Here is an 18,052-nt window from a genome sequence, read left to right as displayed (position 1 = left end):
CCGGCGGCTCGCTTGCCGTTGTTCCGTGTCAGTGGAGGCGCATTATAGGGAGTTCTGAGACGTTGACAAGCCCTGTTTTCAAAAAATTATTCAACCGTCTCTTTTTTGTGCAAAACGCCGTTAAAGCGGTAATTTTTCCAGCGTCGAGAAGCCATAGCGATGCAAAACGGGTAAAAGTTGTTCCGTTTCTGCCGTCAACGCCATGCAGAATGCTTTATTCTCGTCGCTGGACTTCGCATCCGGCGCTTCATGCTCTAACAGCCAGGCGGTGCGACGGGCAATCGCCGCGCCGGAATCAATCAGCCGCGTGCCTTCCGGCAGAACGCGCTGCAGCTCCTCCTGTAAAAGAGGAAAATGGGTGCAGCCCAGCACCACCGTATCCGGCGGCTCCTGCATCCGCAGCCACGGGCGCAGGATACGGCGCAGCTCTTCTAACGGCACAGGCTCGCCGTGCAGCTTCGCTTCCGCCAGCTCCACCAGCTCCGCCGACCCCAGCATCTCAATCCGACATTCATTGGCAAAGCGGTCGATCAGCTCACGGGTATAAGGACGCTTTACGGTACCGCGCGTCGCCAGCAGACCAACAATGCCGTTCGCCGTTAAGCGGGCGGCGGGCTTGATCGCCGGCACCACGCCAACAACGGGGAAGGCGAACTTTTCACGCAGGGCAGGCAGGGAGACGGTACTGGCGGTATTGCAGGCGATCACCGCCAGCGCCAGGGGATAACGCTGCTGGACAGCAGTGACGATTTCCACAACGCGCTCAACGATAAACTCCTCGCTCTTCTCGCCATAGGGGAAGGCAACGTTATCGAAAGCATAGATGTAATGCAGATTCGGCAGCAGCTGCCGAATCTCATTATAAACCGACAACCCACCGACGCCGGAATCAAACACCAGCACGGTGGGACGTGGATCAGAAGGTGTAGCTGCCAGACAAGGTGTATTCCCGTCCTGCAGATTGGTAGCCATAAACTGTCTCGTAATCTTTATCGAACAGGTTGGCTATTTTACCACGAACTGTCAGGTGTGAGGTGACGGGATACGATAAACCGACATCCCAGAGGCTCAACCCACCCATATTGACGGTACGCGAATTGTCGTAATCATAATCGTAGCGCTTGCCGATGTAGTGATACGTCACATCCCAACCCAGATCGTAGACCTGGCCGTTCAGCTCGTATTTCACCTGCTGCTTCGCCCGGCGATAGAGGATCTTGTTAGTTTCATCATCGCGAGGGTCAACATACTGCAGCGTCAGATGGTGCTCCACCGGCCCTGTGGTGACATTTCCCGTCCACTCCAGCCCCTTGATCGTCGCCGACTTGACGTTGTAATAGGCGTTGTTGTCGTAATCGATGAGGTTTTGAATCTCATAGCGATACGCGGAGAGACGCCAGTCGACCGGCCCCGTTAACCCTTCAAGGCCCGCTTCCCATTGCTTCGACTCCTCTGGCTTCAGGTTCGGGTTAGAGGCGATGCCAAAGCGTTCTGCGCCGTACTGCTGCCCGAGGGAGGGGGCGACGAATCCTGTGCCGTACGAGAGCGTTGTCCGATAACCGTCGATAAATTCCCAGCCTGCCGCCGTCTGCCAGGTACCGTGCCAGCCAAACTGCTCGTCATGATCCTCACGGCCGGAAGCTTCCAGCGTCACGCTGTCAATCTGCTGCTGGCCCGTCAGATAAAGACCGGTGGTATCGCGCTTATACACGTCGGTATTGGTCGTTCCGCTGGATTTCAGCTTCTCCTGTTTCCAGTCTACGCCGCCGCTCACCGCGCCATGGCCCACCACAACATTATTTCCCCACTGGATATAGCGCTGTTCCATATCATCCAGGGTGGTGCCCGCGGCATAGCGGCCAGCGTCGCTGCTGTAGTTGTAATCTTTAATACGCTGATAGTTCGCAATCAGCTGGGAGGAGTAAATTCCGGAGTGGTAGTGCAGACCGGTATCCCAGGATTGGGTATAGGACTGATCTTCATCGTTTCCACCTGCGTAGCCCCAGTTACCCTGGTCATAGTCAGCATTGGCGGAATAACCATAGCCGCGGAAGAATCCCGAGAAGTTATCATCGAACTGATGCTGTACCCCGCCCCACAGCATTTTATTGCGGTAGCCGTCGCGATCGCTGTCGCCGCTATAAGAGGAGTTCGGCTGGACGTTAAATCCTTTGGTGGTCTGATAGGCGCCGGCAGCGGTAACCAGCGTATCGCCAAACCGCTTGTTGAAGGCGCCATCATAGGACTGATAGCCGTTCGTTCCCGCGCCGGCGTTGATCTGCGAACGCTCAGCGTCGGTCATGGTGATAATGTTCACCACCCCGCCGATCGCTCCGGAGCCATACACCGCGGAGCGCGGGCCGCGGATATATTCCACCCGCTGGACCAGAGAGATAGGGATCTGACTGATATCCACGCCGTTGGAGATCCCCGGACGCGCCATCGGCACACCGTCGATCAGCACCAGCACGTGGCGAGCCTCCGTCCCCCGAACATACAGCGAAGCGCTCTGCCCCATGCCGCCGTTGCGGGCAATATCGACCCCGGGAAGACGACGCATGACATCGTTTAAATCTTTGGACTGCCAGCGATCGATGTCATCACGCGTCACTATATCGGTCGGCGCCAGCACGGTATTGACCGGCTGTTGAAAACGGTTTGCTGTCACCACCAACGTATCTGAATTGCTATCCTGCGCCCAGCCGGAAAATGCCGTGACGGATAAGGCCGTCATCAGCGAAGCTTTTTTAATCATTGTAAAAGCATCCGAAACAGAAAAAGGATGCCGCAGGTTTTATCAGTTGCTCGCGACGATAAAACCCAGTGCGACGTATTCCGGCAGGTCTTCGGGCTTGGAGGCTGTTTCAAGAAATAATGACTTCCCACGGCTAACCGCAGTGTCTGCACCGAGTGCGCTCATTTCTCACCTTCCTTACCGCTGCGCGTCAGCCCCAGATTTCCACTGGGTTCCCTTTTAACTCACAGGACCGGTAGGCGAATGCTACAATCAGAATCATATAGATGTCCAGACTGCTAATTATATTTCCCGCGGCATTCGAGGCTGGACATCCCCGGCGCTTTCCCTACAATCCCCGCGTACTTATTTTATTCAGGATACATCATGACCCCCGAACACCTTCCTACCGAACAATACGAAGCGCAACTGGCAGAAAAAGTCGTCCGTTTGCAAACCATGATGGCGCCTTTTGCCGCGCCGGTTCCGGAAGTGTTTCGTTCGCCGGTCAGCCACTACCGTATGCGCGCCGAGTTCCGTCTGTGGCACGATGGCGACGACCTGTACCATATAATTTTCGATCAGCAGACCCGGTCGCGGATTCGCGTTGACAGCTTCCCGGCCGCCAGCGCGCTCATCAATCAGCTGATGACCGCCATGCTGGAGGGCGTGCGCAACAATCCCGTCCTGCGCCATAAGCTGTTCCAGATTGACTATCTGACCACCCTCAGCAATCAGGCGGTCGTCTCGCTGCTGTATCATAAAAAGCTGGACGATGCCTGGCGTGAGCAAGCGGAGGCGCTGCGTGACGCCCTGCGAGCCCAGGGGCTCAATGTGCATCTGATTGGTCGGGCGACCAAAACTAAAATCGAGCTCGATCAGGATTATATAGATGAACGTCTGCCGGTTGGCGGTCGGGAGATGATCTACCGTCAGGTGGAAAACAGCTTTACCCAACCGAACGCGGCAATGAACATTCAAATGCTGGAGTGGGCGCTGGATGTCACCAAAGGAGCGACCGGCGACCTGCTGGAATTGTACTGCGGCAACGGTAACTTCTCGCTGGCGCTGGCGCGTAATTTCGATCGCGTCCTGGCCACCGAAATCGCCAAACCGTCGGTGGCGGCGGCGCAGTACAACATCGCCGCCAACCATATCGACAACGTGCAGATTATCCGCATGGCGGCTGAAGAGTTTACTCAGGCGATGAACGGCGTGCGTGAGTTTAACCGGCTGCAGGGTATCGATCTGCAAAGCTATCAGTGCGAGACCATTTTCGTTGATCCGCCGCGTAGCGGGCTGGACAGTGAAACGGAAAAAATGGTGCAGGCCTATCCGCGTATTCTGTACATTTCGTGCAACCCGGAAACGCTGTGCCGCAATCTGGAAACGCTAAGCCAGACGCATAATGTTACCCGGCTGGCGCTGTTCGACCAGTTCCCGTATACCCATCACATGGAATGCGGCGTGCTGTTGACCCGGAAATAGGCCAAAAAAAACCGGCAACGTCATATTGCCGGTTTTTTATCACTGGCGGCTTATTCGGCTGCCGTATTTTTGCGGTTACGCATCTTGTAGCCGATCCAGAAGACCATCACGACGGACAGAACGGCCGGGAAGAAGTTAGAGCCGATATCAGGGTACTCCGCACGCACGACGGTGCTGTACAACAGCACCCCGAGAATAAAAAAGGCGGCGGCGAGGCCCGGTAGCCCGACGGGCATACTGCGATTCTGATAGCGCTGATGCAGACAGTAGACCGTCAGCAGCAGGGATAAGATGGGGAAGACGGAAAACGGAACTATCGAACTGAACAGCGCCGCAAAGGCGCCATTAATAGATAACCCGGCAATCAGCGCCAGCAGCAGCGTACCTTTATCTTGAACTGAGTGTTTCATTGCTCGTCCTTCACGTTATTCGGAATGATGTGACATTTTTTCTTGTTCACGGCGATACCAGTAATACGCGCCTTTAGAGATCATTCTGAGCTGCAGTACCAACCGTTCTTCCAGCTGTCGGCGCTGTTCAGGGCCGACATCCAGCGCTTCCGCGCCAGCGCTAAAAACGATGGTGACCATAGCTTCAGCCTGCGCTTCGGTAAAGGCGCGCGGCATATGGTTTTCGAGTTCTAAATAGTCGGCGAGTTCCGCAATAAAGTGCTGGATCTCGCGTGCGACGGCGGCGCGAAACGCCGCAGAAGTTCCCGAGCGCTCGCGCAGCAGCAGGCGGAAGGCGTTCGGGTTGTTACCGATAAACTCCATAAAGGTCGAGACCGAGGTGCGGATCACGCTGCCGCCTTTGGCAATCCGCTGGCGCGCCTGGCGCATCAGCTGGCGCAGCATCAGTCCGCTCTCATCGACCATCGTCAGGCCTAACTCATCGACATCGCGAAAATGACGATAAAAGGACGTCGGCGCGATCCCTGCTTCCCGCGCCACTTCACGCAAACTCAGGCTGGCGAAACTCCGCTCAGCGCTAAGTTGGCTGAATGCCGCTTCCACCAGCGAACGGCGGGTTTTTTCTTTTTGTTGTGCTCTTACGCCCATCACGATGTATGAATCCTTCCAATAGCCCTGCTGGCACTATACCAGAGATTAAAACTAATCGGTTTGCCCTGGATTGTGAATGATTGTTTACGAGCCGTTTCTGCTTTTATGCCGCAAAAAAGCACAACGATAATTGGGTTAAAGCGCAGCGAATGTTATCATCGTGTTTATTTTATGTATAAAACAGGTGAGTAATGCCATGTCACACTCTTGGGATTATGATGCAATAGTGATTGGTTCCGGTCCTGGCGGCGAAGGCGCCGCCATGGGACTGGTAAAACAGGGAGCACGCGTTGCCGTCATCGAGCGCTACCATAACGTCGGCGGCGGTTGCACCCACTGGGGCACCATCCCGTCGAAAGCCCTCCGCCATGCCGTCAGCCGTATTATCGAGTTTAACCAAAACCCCCTCTACAGCGACCACTCCCGCCTTCTTCGCTCTTCTTTCGCCGACATCCTTAACCATGCCGACAGCGTCATCAACCAGCAGACTCATATGCGCCAGGGATTCTATGAGCGCAACCACTGTGAAATTCTGCAGGGCAATGCCCACTTCGTTGATGAGCATACTCTGGCGCTGGAGTGTCATGACGGCACGGTTGAGACGGTGACCGCGGAGAAATTCGTTATCGCCTGCGGCTCTCGCCCCTACCATCCGGCGGATGTCGATTTCCACCACCCGCGCATCTATGACAGCGATTCGATTCTCAGCCTGCAGCATGAGCCGCGCCATGTGATCATTTACGGCGCCGGGGTAATCGGTTGTGAATATGCGTCGATCTTCCGCGGCATGGAGGTGAAGGTCGATCTGATCAACACCCGCGATCGTCTGCTGGCCTTCCTCGATCAGGAGATGTCAGATTCGCTCTCTTATCACTTCTGGAACAGCGGCGTGGTCATTCGCCACAACGAGGAGTATGAGAAAATTGAGGGGGTGGATGACGGGGTGATCATGCACCTGAAGTCCGGCAAAAAACTGAAAGCCGATTGCCTGCTGTACGCCAACGGCCGCACCGGCAATACCGACACTCTGGCGCTGGAAAACATCGGTCTGCAGACCGACAGCCGCGGTCAGCTGAAGGTCAACAGCATGTATCAGACCGCCCTTCCGCACATCTATGCGGTTGGGGATGTCATCGGCTATCCGAGCCTCGCCTCCGCGGCGTACGATCAGGGACGCATTGCCGCCCAGGCGCTGGTGAAAGGCGAAGCCTCAGCGCATCTGATTGAAGATATCCCGACCGGGATCTACACCATTCCGGAAATCAGCTCCGTCGGGAAAACCGAGCAGCAGCTGACGGCGATGAAAGTGCCGTATGAGGTGGGTCGCGCTCAGTTTAAACACCTGGCGCGGGCGCAAATCGTTGGCATGAGCGTGGGAACCCTGAAGATCCTGTTCCATCGGGAGACCAAGGAGATCCTCGGCATTCACTGCTTTGGCGAACGCGCAGCCGAAATCATTCACATCGGCCAGGCGATCATGGAGCAGAAAGGTGGTGGTAACACCATTGAGTACTTCGTCAACACCACCTTTAACTACCCGACCATGGCGGAAGCGTACCGGGTTGCCGCGCTGAACGGCTTAAACCGCCTGTTTTAACGCCTTGTCGAAATGGCCATCCATCGTGCCGCGGATGGCCTCCGCCAGATGTTCGTAGCGGCTGCGCAGCGGTGAGCCCGGACGGTAAACCAGACCGATGGTGCGTCTTGGCTCTGGCTTAATGCACGGCAGGTAGACCACGCCATCGCGTTTTCTTTCCTGAGGCACCGCCAGCGCAGGCAGCAGGGTAATACCGCTGCCTGCCGCTACCATATTGCGCAGCGTTTCCAGGCTGGTCGCGCGGAAGTGGGTATCCTCATCCGCCCCCGCTTCAAAGCAGAAGCCCATCGCCTGATCGCGCAGGCAGTGCCCATCCTCCAGCATCAGCAGCTTTTCACCGGCCAGATCCGACATCGGCACCCGATCGCGGTTTGCCCACGGATGATCCTCATAGATAGCCAGCATCATCGGCTCATCGAACAGCGGCACCTCGATAAAGGCCTCGCTCTCTTTGACCAGCGCCAGGATGGCGCAGTCGAGCTTACCGCTGTCGAGCTGAGCCAGCAGCTGATGGGTCTGCGCTTCGTGCAGATACATTTCCAGCTTCGGGAAGGTCTGATGCAGCATCGGAATGATGTGCGGCAGCAGGTACGGGCCAATTGTCGGGATCAGGCCGATATGCAGCGGCCCGGACATGGTTTCCCCTTGTTGGCTTGCCATCTCCTTGAGCACTTTTACTTCGCGTAACACGGTACGCGCCTGATCCACCAGCAACAGCCCCGCCTGGGTAAACAGAACCTTACGGCTGGTGCGCTCCAGCAGCATGACGCCAAGCTCATCCTCCAGCTTGCGGATCTGTCCGCTGAGCGTCGGTTGGCTCACATGGCATGAGTCAGCCGCCCGCCGGAAGTGGCGGTGTTCGGCGAGCGCTACCAGGTATTCAAGATCGCGAATATTCATTATTCATCCTCCATCGCCACGATAGTCCATGGCGATAGATAGCATAGCAACGAACGATTATCCCTATCAAGTTTTCTGTTCAATAATACACCCATAAAGACGGTGAACCTCTGAAAACCACTGGCCCGTCACACTGTTTCTCTACCCGAACAACTAAAGCCAACGTGAACTTTTGCGGACCTTGCGTCCGCTTTTTTTTTGCATAAAAAACCCGGCGTCGCTGGGCTCGGCCGGGTCAGGGGGGCAGATATCTAAGGATTAGCTCAGACGGGCCTTCGCCTCGCCGATAGCCTGCGCCACCTGCTGCGGCGAGACGCCGCCTTTTGCCGCGCGTTTATCCAGGCAGGACTGCAGCGACAGGATCGGATAAACATCGTCCGCAATCACCGGGCTGAATTTCTGCAGATCGGCCAGGGCCAGCGCTTCCAGCGGTTTCCCTTGCGCAATGGCTTCCACCACCGCTTCACCGACAATATGGTGCGCCTCGCGGAACGGTACGCCTTTCGCCACCAGATAATCCGCCAGCTCCGTGGCGTTGGCATAGCCCTGCTGCGCCGCTTCCGCACAGCGCGGACGTTTTACCTGGATGCCATCCAGCACCAGGGTCGCCATATGCAGGCAGTCGAGCCAGGTATCCAGGGCGTCGAAAAGCCCCTCTTTATCTTCCTGCATATCTTTGTTGTAGGCCAGCGGCAGCCCTTTCAGGGTCATCATCATGCCGGTCAGCGCGCCCTGCACGCGACCGCATTTGCCACGGATAAGCTCCAGGGCGTCCGGGTTTTTCTTTTGCGGCATCAGCGAGGAGCCTGAGGTTACGCGGTCGGAAAGCTCGACGAAATTCGCCTCGCCGGAGTTAAAGAAAATCAGATCTTCCGCAAAGCGCGACAGATGCACCATGCCGATAGAGGCATCGGAAAGCAACTCCAGAACATGGTCACGGTCGGACACGCTGTCGAGGCTGTTTCGGGTGGCGGAGGCAAAGCCCAGCCACCCGGCCAGCTGCTCGCGGTCGATCTCATACGCCGTTCCCGCCAGCGCGCCGCAGCCCAGCGGGCTAACGTCGAGGCGCTTCAGCGCGTCCTGCAGGCGGCTTTCGTCGCGCGCCAGCATTTCGACATAGGCCAGACACCAGTGCGCGAACGTCACCGGTTGGGCGCGCTGCAGGTGGGTGTACCCCGGCATCACCGCGTCCTGGTTCTGCTGGGCCGTCTCCACCAGCGCGCTCTGCAGCTGGCGGTTCGCCGACAGCAATTCGACAACGGTATCTTTGCACCACAGTTTAAGATCGGTAGCGACCTGGTCGTTACGGCTGCGGCCGGTATGCAGTTTCTTGCCCAACTGGCCCACTTTGTCGATCAGTTTGCCTTCCACCCAGCTGTGAATATCTTCGGCATCGCTGGCGAGGATTTGCTGCGGATTGGCGCGCACCTCTTCCAGTAGCATGTTCAGCGCTTCTTCCAGCTGCTGCTGTTCAGCGGCACTCAGAACGCCGACCGTTACCAGCGCTTTCGACCAGGCGACAGAGCCAACGATATCCTGCTCCGCCAGACGATAGTCGAAGCGCAACGAGTCGTTGAACTGTTTAAACCGTTGATCTGCTGCCTGTGTAAAACGCCCGCCCCAAAGTGCCATAACATGCTTCCTTTATTCGTTAGTTCCGCCGGCGGCATTGTGCCGCTCGGCCTACGGTCTTGTAAGCCCGGCAGACGACGCGCCGCCGGGCATGAAATCTTAAGCCAGAATACGTGTGCCGATCGGCGTGCCGTTAAATAACGCCGGCAGCTGCTCGGCGTGACGCCAGGAGGCGATATCCACCGGACGACCCAGAGCACGTGCGGCGTCAAGGGCCGCATTCACTTTAACAATCATGCCGTCGGTGATAATCCCCTGCTCGATCAGTTGCTCCGCTTTCTCGGCGGTCATCTCGGCAATGCGCTGCCCTTTACCGTCGAGGATACCGCTAACGTCAGACAGCAGGATCAGATCCGCCCCCAGGGTGGCCGCCAGCGCCGTCGCCGCCTGGTCAGCGTTGACGTTCATCAGCTGGCCTTCATCGGTCACGCCGATAGAGCTCACCACCGGCAGGTAACCGCCGGCCAACAGGGTGTTGATCAGTGCCGGGGAGCCCGGCTGCGCCAGCCCGACATGGCCCAGCTCAGCATCCAGCTGCGTCACCTTCACGCTATCGCCATCGCCGAGGAACAGGCCGACAGAGGCCAGACCGTGCTTTTTCGCCCACGCCAGCAGCGTCTTGTTGGCGGTACCCGCCAGCGCGCCGGTGATGATGTCGATTTGCTCAGCCGGCGTCACCCGCAGACCATTTTTCTTCTGCACCGGCAGATTGAGCTGCTTCATCAGCTCATCCACCACGCAGCCGCCGCCGTGGACGATAATCAGCGGACGCTGGTGCGCTTCACGGTAATTGACCAGCGCGGTAAACAGACGCTCCAGCGCTTCTTCGCTATCGAGTAATACGCCGCCGAGTTTGATAATTAATGGGTTCATCATCACACCTTAAATAAGAGACTGCGTCTCAGCGAAGCCGAAACGAATATTCGCGCACTGCACCGCCTGCGCTGCGGCGCCTTTCAGCAGATTATCTTCTGCCGCGACGACGATGAGATGATCGTCCTGCACGGCAAAACCGATATCACAGAATGGCAGGCCTTCGACGCTTTTCACTGCAGGCACGCCTTTATCATATAAACGTACCAGTGGTTTATCGGCGTAAGCCTGCTGGTAAACCGCCGCGATCTGCGCATGGCCAACGCCCGGCTTCAGGCGGCAGGTAATGGTTTCCAGAATACCGCGTTTAAAATTACCCAGGTGCGGGGTAAAAATCACTTTCGCTCCGAGGTGGCTGGCAATCTCCGGCTGATGACGATGGTTAAATATGCCGTACGGCTGCAGGCTGACTTCACAGAAGCTGTTGCCGATCGCGGCTTTGCGTCCCGCGCCGCTCACCCCGCTGGTGGCGTTGATCACTGGCCACTGGTTGAGATCCAGCAGACCGGCATCGATCAGCGGCTTCAGCGACAGCTGCGCCGCCGTTGGGTAGCAGCCAGGCACCGCGATTAACTGCGCTTCTTTAAGCGCATCCGCGCTCCACTCCGCCAGACCATACACCGCCTGTTTGAGCAGGTCGGGATGCTGATGAGTGAAACCATAATATTTTTCGTAGAACGCCCCATCGTTAACGCGGAAGGCACCGGAGAGATCGAACACCACGCAGCCGGCGGCAAGGAACTGCGGCGCCAGATCGTGACTCACTTCGTGCGCGGTGGCGAGAAACACCACGTCCACGCCAGCGCTGAATTCGCTGATATCGGACATCGGCTGCAGCGGCATATCGACAATGCCTTTGAGCTGCGGATGCAGGTCGGAAATTAATTTTCCCGCATCATTGCTTTGCGCGGAGACCGTCAAAGCGGTTATGTTCATATGCGGATGACGATTGATATAGGTCACCAGCTCTGCGCCGGCATAACCACTGGCACCCACAATCAGCGTATTTAACATTGGAAGCGCATCTCCTTACATTCGATGGGTTTTCTTACGCTCAACGATATTGTATTTTTATTCACAATAAATGCATGAATATTGATACTATCACGACCCAAGGTGTGTCAACAATGAAAAACAATTTACCGCCCTTTATCGAGATCTACCGCGCGTTGATCGCCACACCGTCCATCAGCGCGACCGAAGAGGCTCTCGATCAAAGCAATGAGTCTTTAATCAATTTGCTGGCCGGCTGGTTCCGCGATCTCGGCTTCAACGTCGAGGTACAGCCAGTGCCGGATACGCGCCATAAATTCAATCTGCTGGCCAGCACCGGACACGGCGCCGGCGGCCTGCTGCTCGCAGGGCATACCGATACCGTGCCGTTCGATGATGGCCGCTGGACGCGCGACCCGTTCACCCTCACCGAACACGATAACAAGCTCTACGGCCTCGGCACGGCCGATATGAAAGGCTTTTTCGCCTTTATTCTCGACGCCCTGCGCGATGTCGACGTCACCACGCTGAAAAAACCGCTGTATATTCTGGCCACCGCCGACGAAGAGACCAGCATGGCTGGCGCGCGCTATTTTGCCGAAACCACCCAGCTGCGCCCGGACTGCGCCATCATCGGCGAGCCCACCTCCCTGCAGCCAATCCGCGCCCATAAAGGACATATGTCCAACGCGATCCGTATTCAGGGCCAGTCCGGCCACTCCAGCGATCCGGCGCGCGGGGTCAACGCGATCGAGCTGATGCACGACGCCATCGGCCGGATTATGCAGCTGCGCGATCTGCTAAAAGAGCGCTACCACTTCGAGGCGTTCACGGTCCCTTACCCGACCCTCAACCTCGGCGCCATCCATGGCGGCGATGCCTCAAACCGTATCTGCGCCTGCTGTGAACTGCATATGGACATCCGCCCGCTGCCGGGGATGACCCTCAACGACCTTAATGGTCTGCTGGGCGAGGCGCTGGCCCCGGTCAGCGAACGCTGGCCAGGCCGCCTGACGGTCTCGGAGCTGCATCCGCCGATCCCCGGCTATGAGTGCCCACCGGACCATAAGCTGGTGCAGGTGGTTGAGAAACTGCTTGGCGCCCAGACCGACGTGGTGAACTACTGTACCGAAGCGCCGTTTATCCAGACGCTGTGCCCAACGCTGGTTCTCGGCCCGGGCTCGATCAACCAGGCCCATCAGCCTGACGAGTTTCTGGAGACGCGCTTTATCAAGCCGACGCGGGAGCTGATTAGCCAGGTGGTCCACCACTTCTGCTGGCACTAAAATCGCCCTCTTTTTCCGTCCCGTTCTCCCGGGGCGGAACGGTGACGATCGTCACATTTCCATAAGCGATGCTTATCCAGCGCCCCCTGAGTTAAATTTCGCAAATTACGGGTATTTACTCGTTTGCTGAAGCGATTTCGCAGTAATTGACGTGGGGGTATTTACGTGGCTTTATAAAAGACGGGTTGCTTATCCGTTGCTCACGTTCCAGCGCAGCGGATATAACAAAATAAAATGAGATGGGGTGTCTGGGGTAACATGAACGAACAATATTCCGCATTGCGTAGTAATGTCAGTATGCTCGGCAAGGTGCTGGGCGATACCATCAAGGATGCACTGGGAGAAAATATTCTTGATCGTGTCGAAACTATCCGTAAGTTGTCCAAATCTTCACGCGCCGGCAACGAAGCTAACCGCCAGGAGCTGCTGACCACGCTGCAGAATTTGTCTAACGACGAACTGCTGCCGGTAGCCCGTGCCTTCAGCCAGTTCCTGAATCTGGCTAACACCGCTGAGCAGTACCACAGCATTTCGCCGAATGGCGAAGCGGCCAGCAATCCGGAAGTCATTGCGCGTACCCTGAGAAAGCTCAAAGACCAACCCAATCTCAACGAAGAGACCATCAAAAAAGCGGTGGAATCTCTGTCCCTGGAGCTGGTGTTAACCGCCCACCCGACCGAGATCACCCGCCGGACGCTGATCCATAAAATGGTGGAGGTGAACAACTGCCTCAAGCAGCTGGATAACAAAGATATCGCGGACTACGAGCACCACCAGCTGATGCGCCGTCTGCGCCAGCTGATCGCCCAGTCCTGGCATACCGATGAAATCCGTAAGCACCGTCCTTCCCCGGTCGATGAAGCCAAATGGGGCTTCGCGGTGGTGGAAAACAGCCTGTGGGAGGGGGTGCCTAACTACCTGCGCGAGCTGAACGAACAGCTGGAAGCCAACCTCGGCTATCAGCTGCCGGTGGACTTTGTCCCGGTGCGTTTCACTTCGTGGATGGGCGGCGACCGCGACGGCAACCCGAACGTGACCGCCGATATCACCCGCCACGTGCTGCTGCTCAGCCGCTGGAAAGCGACCGATCTGTTCCTTAAAGATGTGCAGGTGCTGATCTCCGAGCTGTCGATGGTGGAGTGTACCGACGAATTGCGCGCCCTGGCCGGCGCCGAGGGCGCTCAGGAACCGTACCGTTACCTGATGAAAAAACTGCGCGCTCAGCTGATGGAAACCCAGGCCTGGCTGGAAGCGCGTCTGAAAGGCCAGAAGCTGCCGAAACCGGCGGGACTGATCACGCAGAACGAGCAGCTGTGGGAGCCGCTGTACGCCTGTTATAAATCGCTGCAGGCCTGCGGCATGGGCATTATCGCCAACGGCGAGCTGCTCGACACCCTACGCCGCGTGAAGTCTTTCGGCGTACCGCTGGTGCGTATTGATATTCGTCAGGAAAGCACTCGCCATACCGAAGCGCTGGGCGAAATGACCCGTTACCTCGGGATCGGCGATTACGAAAGCTGGTCAGAAGCCGACAAACAGGCTTTCCTGATCCGCGAACTAAATTCCAAACGTCCGCTGCTGCCGCGCCAGTGGGAGCCCAGCGAAGAGACCCGCGAAGTTCTCGACACCTGCAGAGTGATCGCCGAGGCGCCGCGCGGATCGATCGCCGCCTACGTGATCTCGATGGCCAAAACGCCGTCCGACGTGCTGGCGGTTCACCTGCTGCTGAAAGAGGCCGGGATTGGCTTCGCCCTGCCGGTGGCTCCGCTGTTCGAAACGCTGGACGACCTGAACAACGCCAACGACGTCATGACCCAGTTGCTGAATATCGACTGGTACCGCGGCTTTATCCAGGGCAAACAGATGGTCATGATCGGCTACTCTGATTCCGCGAAAGACGCAGGGGTGATGGCCGCCTCCTGGGCGCAGTACCAGGCGCAGGATGCGTTGATCAAAACCTGTGAGAAAGCCGGGATCGAACTGACGCTGTTCCACGGTCGCGGTGGCTCCATTGGCCGCGGCGGCGCGCCGGCCCACGCCGCGCTCCTCTCACAGCCGCCGGGAAGCCTGAAAGGCGGCCTGCGCGTTACCGAGCAGGGTGAGATGATCCGCTTTAAGTACGGCCTGCCGGAAGTCACCATCAGCAGCCTGTCGCTCTATACCAGCGCGATCCTCGAAGCCAACCTGCTGCCGCCGCCGGAACCCAAACCGCAGTGGCGCGACATCATGGCCGAGCTGTCCGACGTGTCGTGCAAGATGTATCGCGGCTATGTGCGTGAAAACAAAGATTTCGTGCCTTACTTCCGCTCCGCCACTCCGGAGCAGGAGCTGGGCAAACTGCCGCTGGGTTCGCGCCCGGCAAAACGTCGCCCGACCGGCGGCGTCGAGTCGCTGCGCGCCATTCCGTGGATCTTCGCCTGGACCCAGAACCGCCTGATGCTTCCGGCCTGGCTGGGCGCTGGCGCTGCGCTGCAGAAGGTAGTCGAAGGCGGAAAACAGAGTGAACTGGAAGCGATGTGTCGCGACTGGCCGTTCTTCTCCACCCGCCTCGGCATGCTGGAGATGGTTTACTCGAAGGCCGACCTGTGGCTGGCGGAGTATTACGATCAGCGCCTGGTGAAACCGGAGCTGTGGGCGCTGGGTACCGAGCTGCGCAAGCTGCTGGCTGCCGATATCAACGTCGTGCTGGCCATCGCCAACGACTCCCATCTGATGGCTGACCTGCCGTGGATCGCCGAGTCTATCCAGCTGCGTAATATCTATACCGACCCGCTGAACGTCCTGCAGGCGGAACTGCTGCACCGTTCACGCCAGGCTGAAGAAGAGGGCAAAGACCCGGATCCGCGCGTTGAACAAGCGCTGATGGTCACCATCGCCGGCGTCGCCGCCGGTATGCGTAACACCGGCTAATCGATGTCTTCCCCCGGCCACCCGGCCGGGGGATTTCTCACCCGTTCTAGTGGTGCAACATCTCATCAACGATCTGTTCTTTATGCAGCGCATACGGATAATAGGTCGGCCAGTTATCCATCTCTTTCAACAACGCTTCCTGTGATTCATTGCCCATGAAAATATGGAAATGCTGCGATTTACGCGGACCAATGATATGGTCGCTGAACTGGACATATTTTGGCGCGTTGGCATCGCCCTGCTGGCACTCGAACAGATAACGTACGCCCTTCTTACCGGAGGCGTAATGCAGAATTTTGTAGCCTGAATAGCGGTATTTGCAGCTGTTGACGGTCTCGCCGACGTGGAACTCAATCACGTCATCTTCAATGCCAATCTGTTCCACATCGGTGGCGTAGCCCTTCTTATAATAGGCGCGATACTCCTCCACGCTCTTGCCGCCGGGCTTTTTCGCCTTCTGCTCCAGCACCGGATCGAGATCGCCGTTGAGCAGATATGGGTTCACCGACTGCCAGACGCCCTCCCAGTCGCTCAGCGCGCGGTCCTGCACATCTTTATCCGCAAAAATGCCTTCGCTGGCCTGACGCTCCACTTCGGTTAGCGCCGGCCCATGGCTATGGTTGACGTGGGCGAACGCCTGGGCGCTGGCGAGCGCCATGCCGAGTCCCAAGGCCAGCAGGGGGATCTTTCTGGTCATTACTCTCTCCTGAATTTGCTATCAATGGCGACAAATTGTTACGATATAACATAACTCAAATAAGAAGCAATAGCGACAAGCTGGCGCTTTTACCGCTGGAATAATGTCCGGTATGATGAAAAGGGTGATGCACGGGGCGGAACAATGATGGACAACGATATCAATCAACTTATTGATGCATTGCTAAAAAAGCAGACCAGCCTCGGCCGGGTTTATTTCGCCGGCGAGACGCGCTCGCCTGCTGAACCGGTGGTGCAGGTTGATTTTCCCCGTCTGAATATCCTCCTCGATGGGCAATTGCGCGACCAGGCGCTCGGCGATACCGCCCCGCCCCTGGAGACCCATGACGTGCTCTATATTCCTGGCGATAGCTGGAACTGCCCACAGTGGCAGGCGCCCTGCCTGCTGTTAAGCATCCTGTTCGCTAAGCAGCAGCTGGAGTGCTCGCTGCAGCGCTGGAATGGCAAGACGATCGCCGTTGTTGAAAAACTACAGGCGCTGCGTCGCGGGCCGCGCGTCGGTTCCTTTCTGCTGCAGGCGCTCAACGAGATCCGGATGCAGCCGCAGGAGCAGCAAACCGCCCGCAGCATCGTCATCAGCCTGCTCAGCCACTGCCATGATCTTCTCGGCAGCCAGGCGCAAACCTCCTCGCGCAGCCAGGCGCTGTTCGAGGCAATCCGTCAGTACATCGAGGTCCATTACCCGGAGCCGCTGAGCCGGGAATCGGTCGCCCAGGCGTTCTATCTCTCTCCTAACTATCTTTCTCATCTGTTCCAGAAATGTGGGCCAATGGGCTTCAATGAATATCTGAACCACATTCGTCTCGAACAGGCCCGTATGCTGCTGAAGGGCCACGATATGAAAGTGAAAGACATCGCCCACGCCTGCGGCTTCGCCGACAGTAACTACTTCTGCCGCCTGTTCCGCAAAACCACGGAACGCTCGCCGTCTGAATACCGCCGCCAGTACCATAGCCAGCTGACGGAAAAATCATCCCCGGTAATAAACTAGATTTTTGTGTGTTAAACCTGACTTTTGTGCGCGCTATAGTTTCCTCTCATCCCAGGCAGCGTCGATAAATGTGATCTAAATCATCCTTAATCGCGATGCGTACATTTATCCAGTTTTTGGCAAATTTGTCATCTGGCGATCCTTCAAACGAAAGCCGTATGCTTACCTCAACGACAGCACCGAATTAAGCATTGAGGAAAACACTATGGAACTCTATCTGGATACCGCCAACGTCGCCGAAGTGGAACGCCTGGCCCGCATCTACCCGCTGGCCGGGGTGACCACCAACCCGAGCATTATCGCCGCCGGAAAAACACCGGTCTGGGATGTACTGCCGCGCTTGCAAAAAGCCGTTGGCCCGGAAGGGATTCTGTTTGCGCAGACCATGAGCCGCGATGCGCAGGGCATGGTGGCAGAAGCCAAACGCCTGAGCAACGCCGTACCGCGCATCGTGGTCAAAATCCCGGTCACCGCCGAAGGCCTCGCCGCTATCAAGCTGCTGAAGAAGGAAGGCATCCCAACCCTTGGCACCGCCGTCTACAGCGCCTCACAGGGTCTGCTGGCCGCGCTGGCCGGCGCAAAGTACGTCGCGCCTTACGTTAACCGCGTCGACGCTCAGGGCGGGGACGGCATCCGCATGGTGCAGGAGCTGCAATCCCTGCTGGAAATGCATGCGCCCGAAAGCAAAGTGCTGGCGGCGAGCTTCAAAACGCCCCGTCAGGCGCTGGATTGCCTGCTGGCTGGCTGCGAAGCCATCACCCTTCCACTAGATGTAGCGCAACAAATGCTCGGCACCCCTGCGGTAGAGTCAGCCATAGAGAAGTTTGAACAGGACTGGAATAACGCCTTTGGCACGCTGAACCTGTAACC

Annotated in this window: 15 protein-coding genes and 1 riboswitch; of the genes, 6 read left to right on the top strand and 9 right to left on the bottom strand. The window is 57.4% G+C overall.

Annotation, left to right across the window (positions count from 1 at the left end):
* Positions 1 to 120: 120 nt before the first annotated feature.
* Positions 121 to 972: a glutamate racemase gene (murI, locus tag ABLV64_RS14975; protein ID WP_023291541.1), complete on the bottom strand. Its 852-nt coding sequence runs from the start codon at positions 970 to 972 to the stop codon at positions 121 to 123.
* A complete protein-coding gene (gene btuB, locus ABLV64_RS14970) occupies positions 917 to 2,755 on the bottom strand; it encodes a TonB-dependent vitamin B12 receptor BtuB (RefSeq protein WP_348843296.1) in 1,839 nt (612 codons plus the stop codon). The genes murI and btuB overlap by 56 nt, the downstream gene beginning before the upstream one ends.
* 64 nt (positions 2,756 to 2,819) lie before the next feature.
* Positions 2,820 to 3,007: riboswitch (cobalamin riboswitch) on the bottom strand.
* A gap of 114 nt (positions 3,008 to 3,121) precedes the next feature.
* On the opposite strand from btuB, the gene trmA reads away from it, so the two are divergent.
* Positions 3,122 to 4,222 carry a tRNA (uridine(54)-C5)-methyltransferase TrmA gene (gene trmA / locus ABLV64_RS14965; protein ID WP_004203692.1) on the top strand — a complete coding sequence of 367 codons (1,101 nt, stop codon included), beginning with the start codon at positions 3,122 to 3,124 and terminating at the stop codon, positions 4,220 to 4,222.
* A gap of 50 nt (positions 4,223 to 4,272) precedes the next feature.
* Here the strand turns inward: trmA and ABLV64_RS14960 are convergent, their stop codons facing one another.
* On the bottom strand, positions 4,273 to 4,632 hold the full coding sequence (locus tag ABLV64_RS14960; protein ID WP_064183861.1) for a YijD family membrane protein: 360 nt from the start codon (positions 4,630 to 4,632) through the stop codon (positions 4,273 to 4,275).
* A 15-nt stretch (positions 4,633 to 4,647) separates the two neighbouring features.
* A complete protein-coding gene (gene fabR, locus ABLV64_RS14955) occupies positions 4,648 to 5,283 on the bottom strand; it encodes an HTH-type transcriptional repressor FabR (protein ID WP_004151856.1) in 636 nt (211 codons plus the stop codon).
* A gap of 196 nt (positions 5,284 to 5,479) precedes the next feature.
* Here fabR and sthA point away from each other — a divergent pair, with 196 nt between their 5' ends.
* Positions 5,480 to 6,880 (top strand): Si-specific NAD(P)(+) transhydrogenase, encoded by a 1,401-nt coding sequence (sthA, locus tag ABLV64_RS14950; RefSeq protein ID WP_002883016.1) that lies wholly within the window; start codon positions 5,480 to 5,482, stop codon positions 6,878 to 6,880.
* Here the strand turns inward: sthA and oxyR are convergent.
* The 4 genes from oxyR to argC form a co-directional block, all read right to left on the bottom strand.
* Positions 6,863 to 7,780 (bottom strand): DNA-binding transcriptional regulator OxyR, encoded by a 918-nt coding sequence (gene oxyR, locus ABLV64_RS14945; RefSeq protein ID WP_002883015.1) that lies wholly within the window; start codon positions 7,778 to 7,780, stop codon positions 6,863 to 6,865. The two genes, sthA and oxyR, sit on opposite strands and share 18 nt — an antisense overlap.
* Before the next feature lie 258 nt (positions 7,781 to 8,038).
* Entirely contained in the window at positions 8,039 to 9,412 is a 1,374-nt protein-coding gene (gene argH, locus ABLV64_RS14940; protein ID WP_032455473.1) for an argininosuccinate lyase, read from the bottom strand.
* A 99-nt stretch (positions 9,413 to 9,511) separates the two neighbouring features.
* Entirely contained in the window at positions 9,512 to 10,288 is a 777-nt protein-coding gene (argB, locus tag ABLV64_RS14935; RefSeq protein ID WP_087833757.1) for an acetylglutamate kinase, read from the bottom strand.
* A 6-nt stretch (positions 10,289 to 10,294) separates the two neighbouring features.
* Positions 10,295 to 11,299, bottom strand: a complete 1,005-nt coding sequence (gene argC, locus ABLV64_RS14930; RefSeq protein WP_004203689.1) for an N-acetyl-gamma-glutamyl-phosphate reductase — start codon at positions 11,297 to 11,299, stop codon at positions 10,295 to 10,297.
* Between the two features lie 113 nt (positions 11,300 to 11,412).
* On the opposite strand from argC, the gene argE reads away from it, so the two are divergent.
* Together argE and ppc are read left to right on the top strand one after the other, a co-directional pair.
* Positions 11,413 to 12,564 carry an acetylornithine deacetylase gene (gene argE, locus ABLV64_RS14925; RefSeq protein WP_004203688.1) on the top strand — a complete coding sequence of 384 codons (1,152 nt, stop codon included), beginning with the start codon at positions 11,413 to 11,415 and terminating at the stop codon, positions 12,562 to 12,564.
* A gap of 258 nt (positions 12,565 to 12,822) precedes the next feature.
* Positions 12,823 to 15,474 carry a phosphoenolpyruvate carboxylase gene (ppc, locus tag ABLV64_RS14920; RefSeq protein ID WP_004203687.1) on the top strand — a complete coding sequence of 884 codons (2,652 nt, stop codon included), beginning with the start codon at positions 12,823 to 12,825 and terminating at the stop codon, positions 15,472 to 15,474.
* Between the two features lie 46 nt (positions 15,475 to 15,520).
* On the opposite strand, the gene zinT is transcribed toward ppc, so the two are convergent.
* A complete protein-coding gene (gene zinT, locus ABLV64_RS14915) occupies positions 15,521 to 16,171 on the bottom strand; it encodes a metal-binding protein ZinT (protein ID WP_348843295.1) in 651 nt (216 codons plus the stop codon).
* A gap of 69 nt (positions 16,172 to 16,240) precedes the next feature.
* Here zinT and ABLV64_RS14910 point away from each other — a divergent pair, with 69 nt between their 5' ends.
* Complete coding sequence (locus ABLV64_RS14910) at positions 16,241 to 17,182, top strand: AraC family transcriptional regulator (protein ID WP_348843297.1); 942 nt, start codon at positions 16,241 to 16,243, stop codon at positions 17,180 to 17,182.
* A 205-nt stretch (positions 17,183 to 17,387) separates the two neighbouring features.
* Positions 17,388 to 18,050 carry a fructose-6-phosphate aldolase gene (fsa, locus tag ABLV64_RS14905; RefSeq protein WP_048293958.1) on the top strand — a complete coding sequence of 221 codons (663 nt, stop codon included), beginning with the start codon at positions 17,388 to 17,390 and terminating at the stop codon, positions 18,048 to 18,050.
* Positions 18,051 to 18,052: the final 2 nt, after the last annotated feature.

Origin of the sequence: Klebsiella sp. JB_Kp031 (assembly GCF_040064295.1) — a bacterium.
Classification (GTDB): Bacteria; Pseudomonadota; Gammaproteobacteria; order Enterobacterales; family Enterobacteriaceae; genus Klebsiella; species Klebsiella quasipneumoniae.
This window is presented reverse-complemented; position numbering and strand designations above follow the sequence as displayed.

Coding starts and splice junctions, on each gene's coding strand:
- murI (WP_023291541.1), bottom strand. CDS start 972: ATGGCTACCAATCTGCAGGACGGGAATACACCTTGTCTGGCAGCTACA.
- btuB (WP_348843296.1), bottom strand. CDS start 2,755: ATGATTAAAAAAGCTTCGCTGATGACGGCCTTATCCGTCACGGCATTT.
- trmA (WP_004203692.1), top strand. CDS start 3,122: ATGACCCCCGAACACCTTCCTACCGAACAATACGAAGCGCAACTGGCA.
- ABLV64_RS14960 (WP_064183861.1), bottom strand. CDS start 4,632: ATGAAACACTCAGTTCAAGATAAAGGTACGCTGCTGCTGGCGCTGATT.
- sthA (WP_002883016.1), top strand. CDS start 5,480: ATGTCACACTCTTGGGATTATGATGCAATAGTGATTGGTTCCGGTCCT.
- oxyR (WP_002883015.1), bottom strand. CDS start 7,780: ATGAATATTCGCGATCTTGAATACCTGGTAGCGCTCGCCGAACACCGC.
- argH (WP_032455473.1), bottom strand. CDS start 9,412: ATGGCACTTTGGGGCGGGCGTTTTACACAGGCAGCAGATCAACGGTTT.
- argB (WP_087833757.1), bottom strand. CDS start 10,288: ATGATGAACCCATTAATTATCAAACTCGGCGGCGTATTACTCGATAGC.
- argC (WP_004203689.1), bottom strand. CDS start 11,299: ATGTTAAATACGCTGATTGTGGGTGCCAGTGGTTATGCCGGCGCAGAG.
- argE (WP_004203688.1), top strand. CDS start 11,413: ATGAAAAACAATTTACCGCCCTTTATCGAGATCTACCGCGCGTTGATC.
- ppc (WP_004203687.1), top strand. CDS start 12,823: ATGAACGAACAATATTCCGCATTGCGTAGTAATGTCAGTATGCTCGGC.
- zinT (WP_348843295.1), bottom strand. CDS start 16,171: ATGACCAGAAAGATCCCCCTGCTGGCCTTGGGACTCGGCATGGCGCTC.
- fsa (WP_048293958.1), top strand. CDS start 17,388: ATGGAACTCTATCTGGATACCGCCAACGTCGCCGAAGTGGAACGCCTG.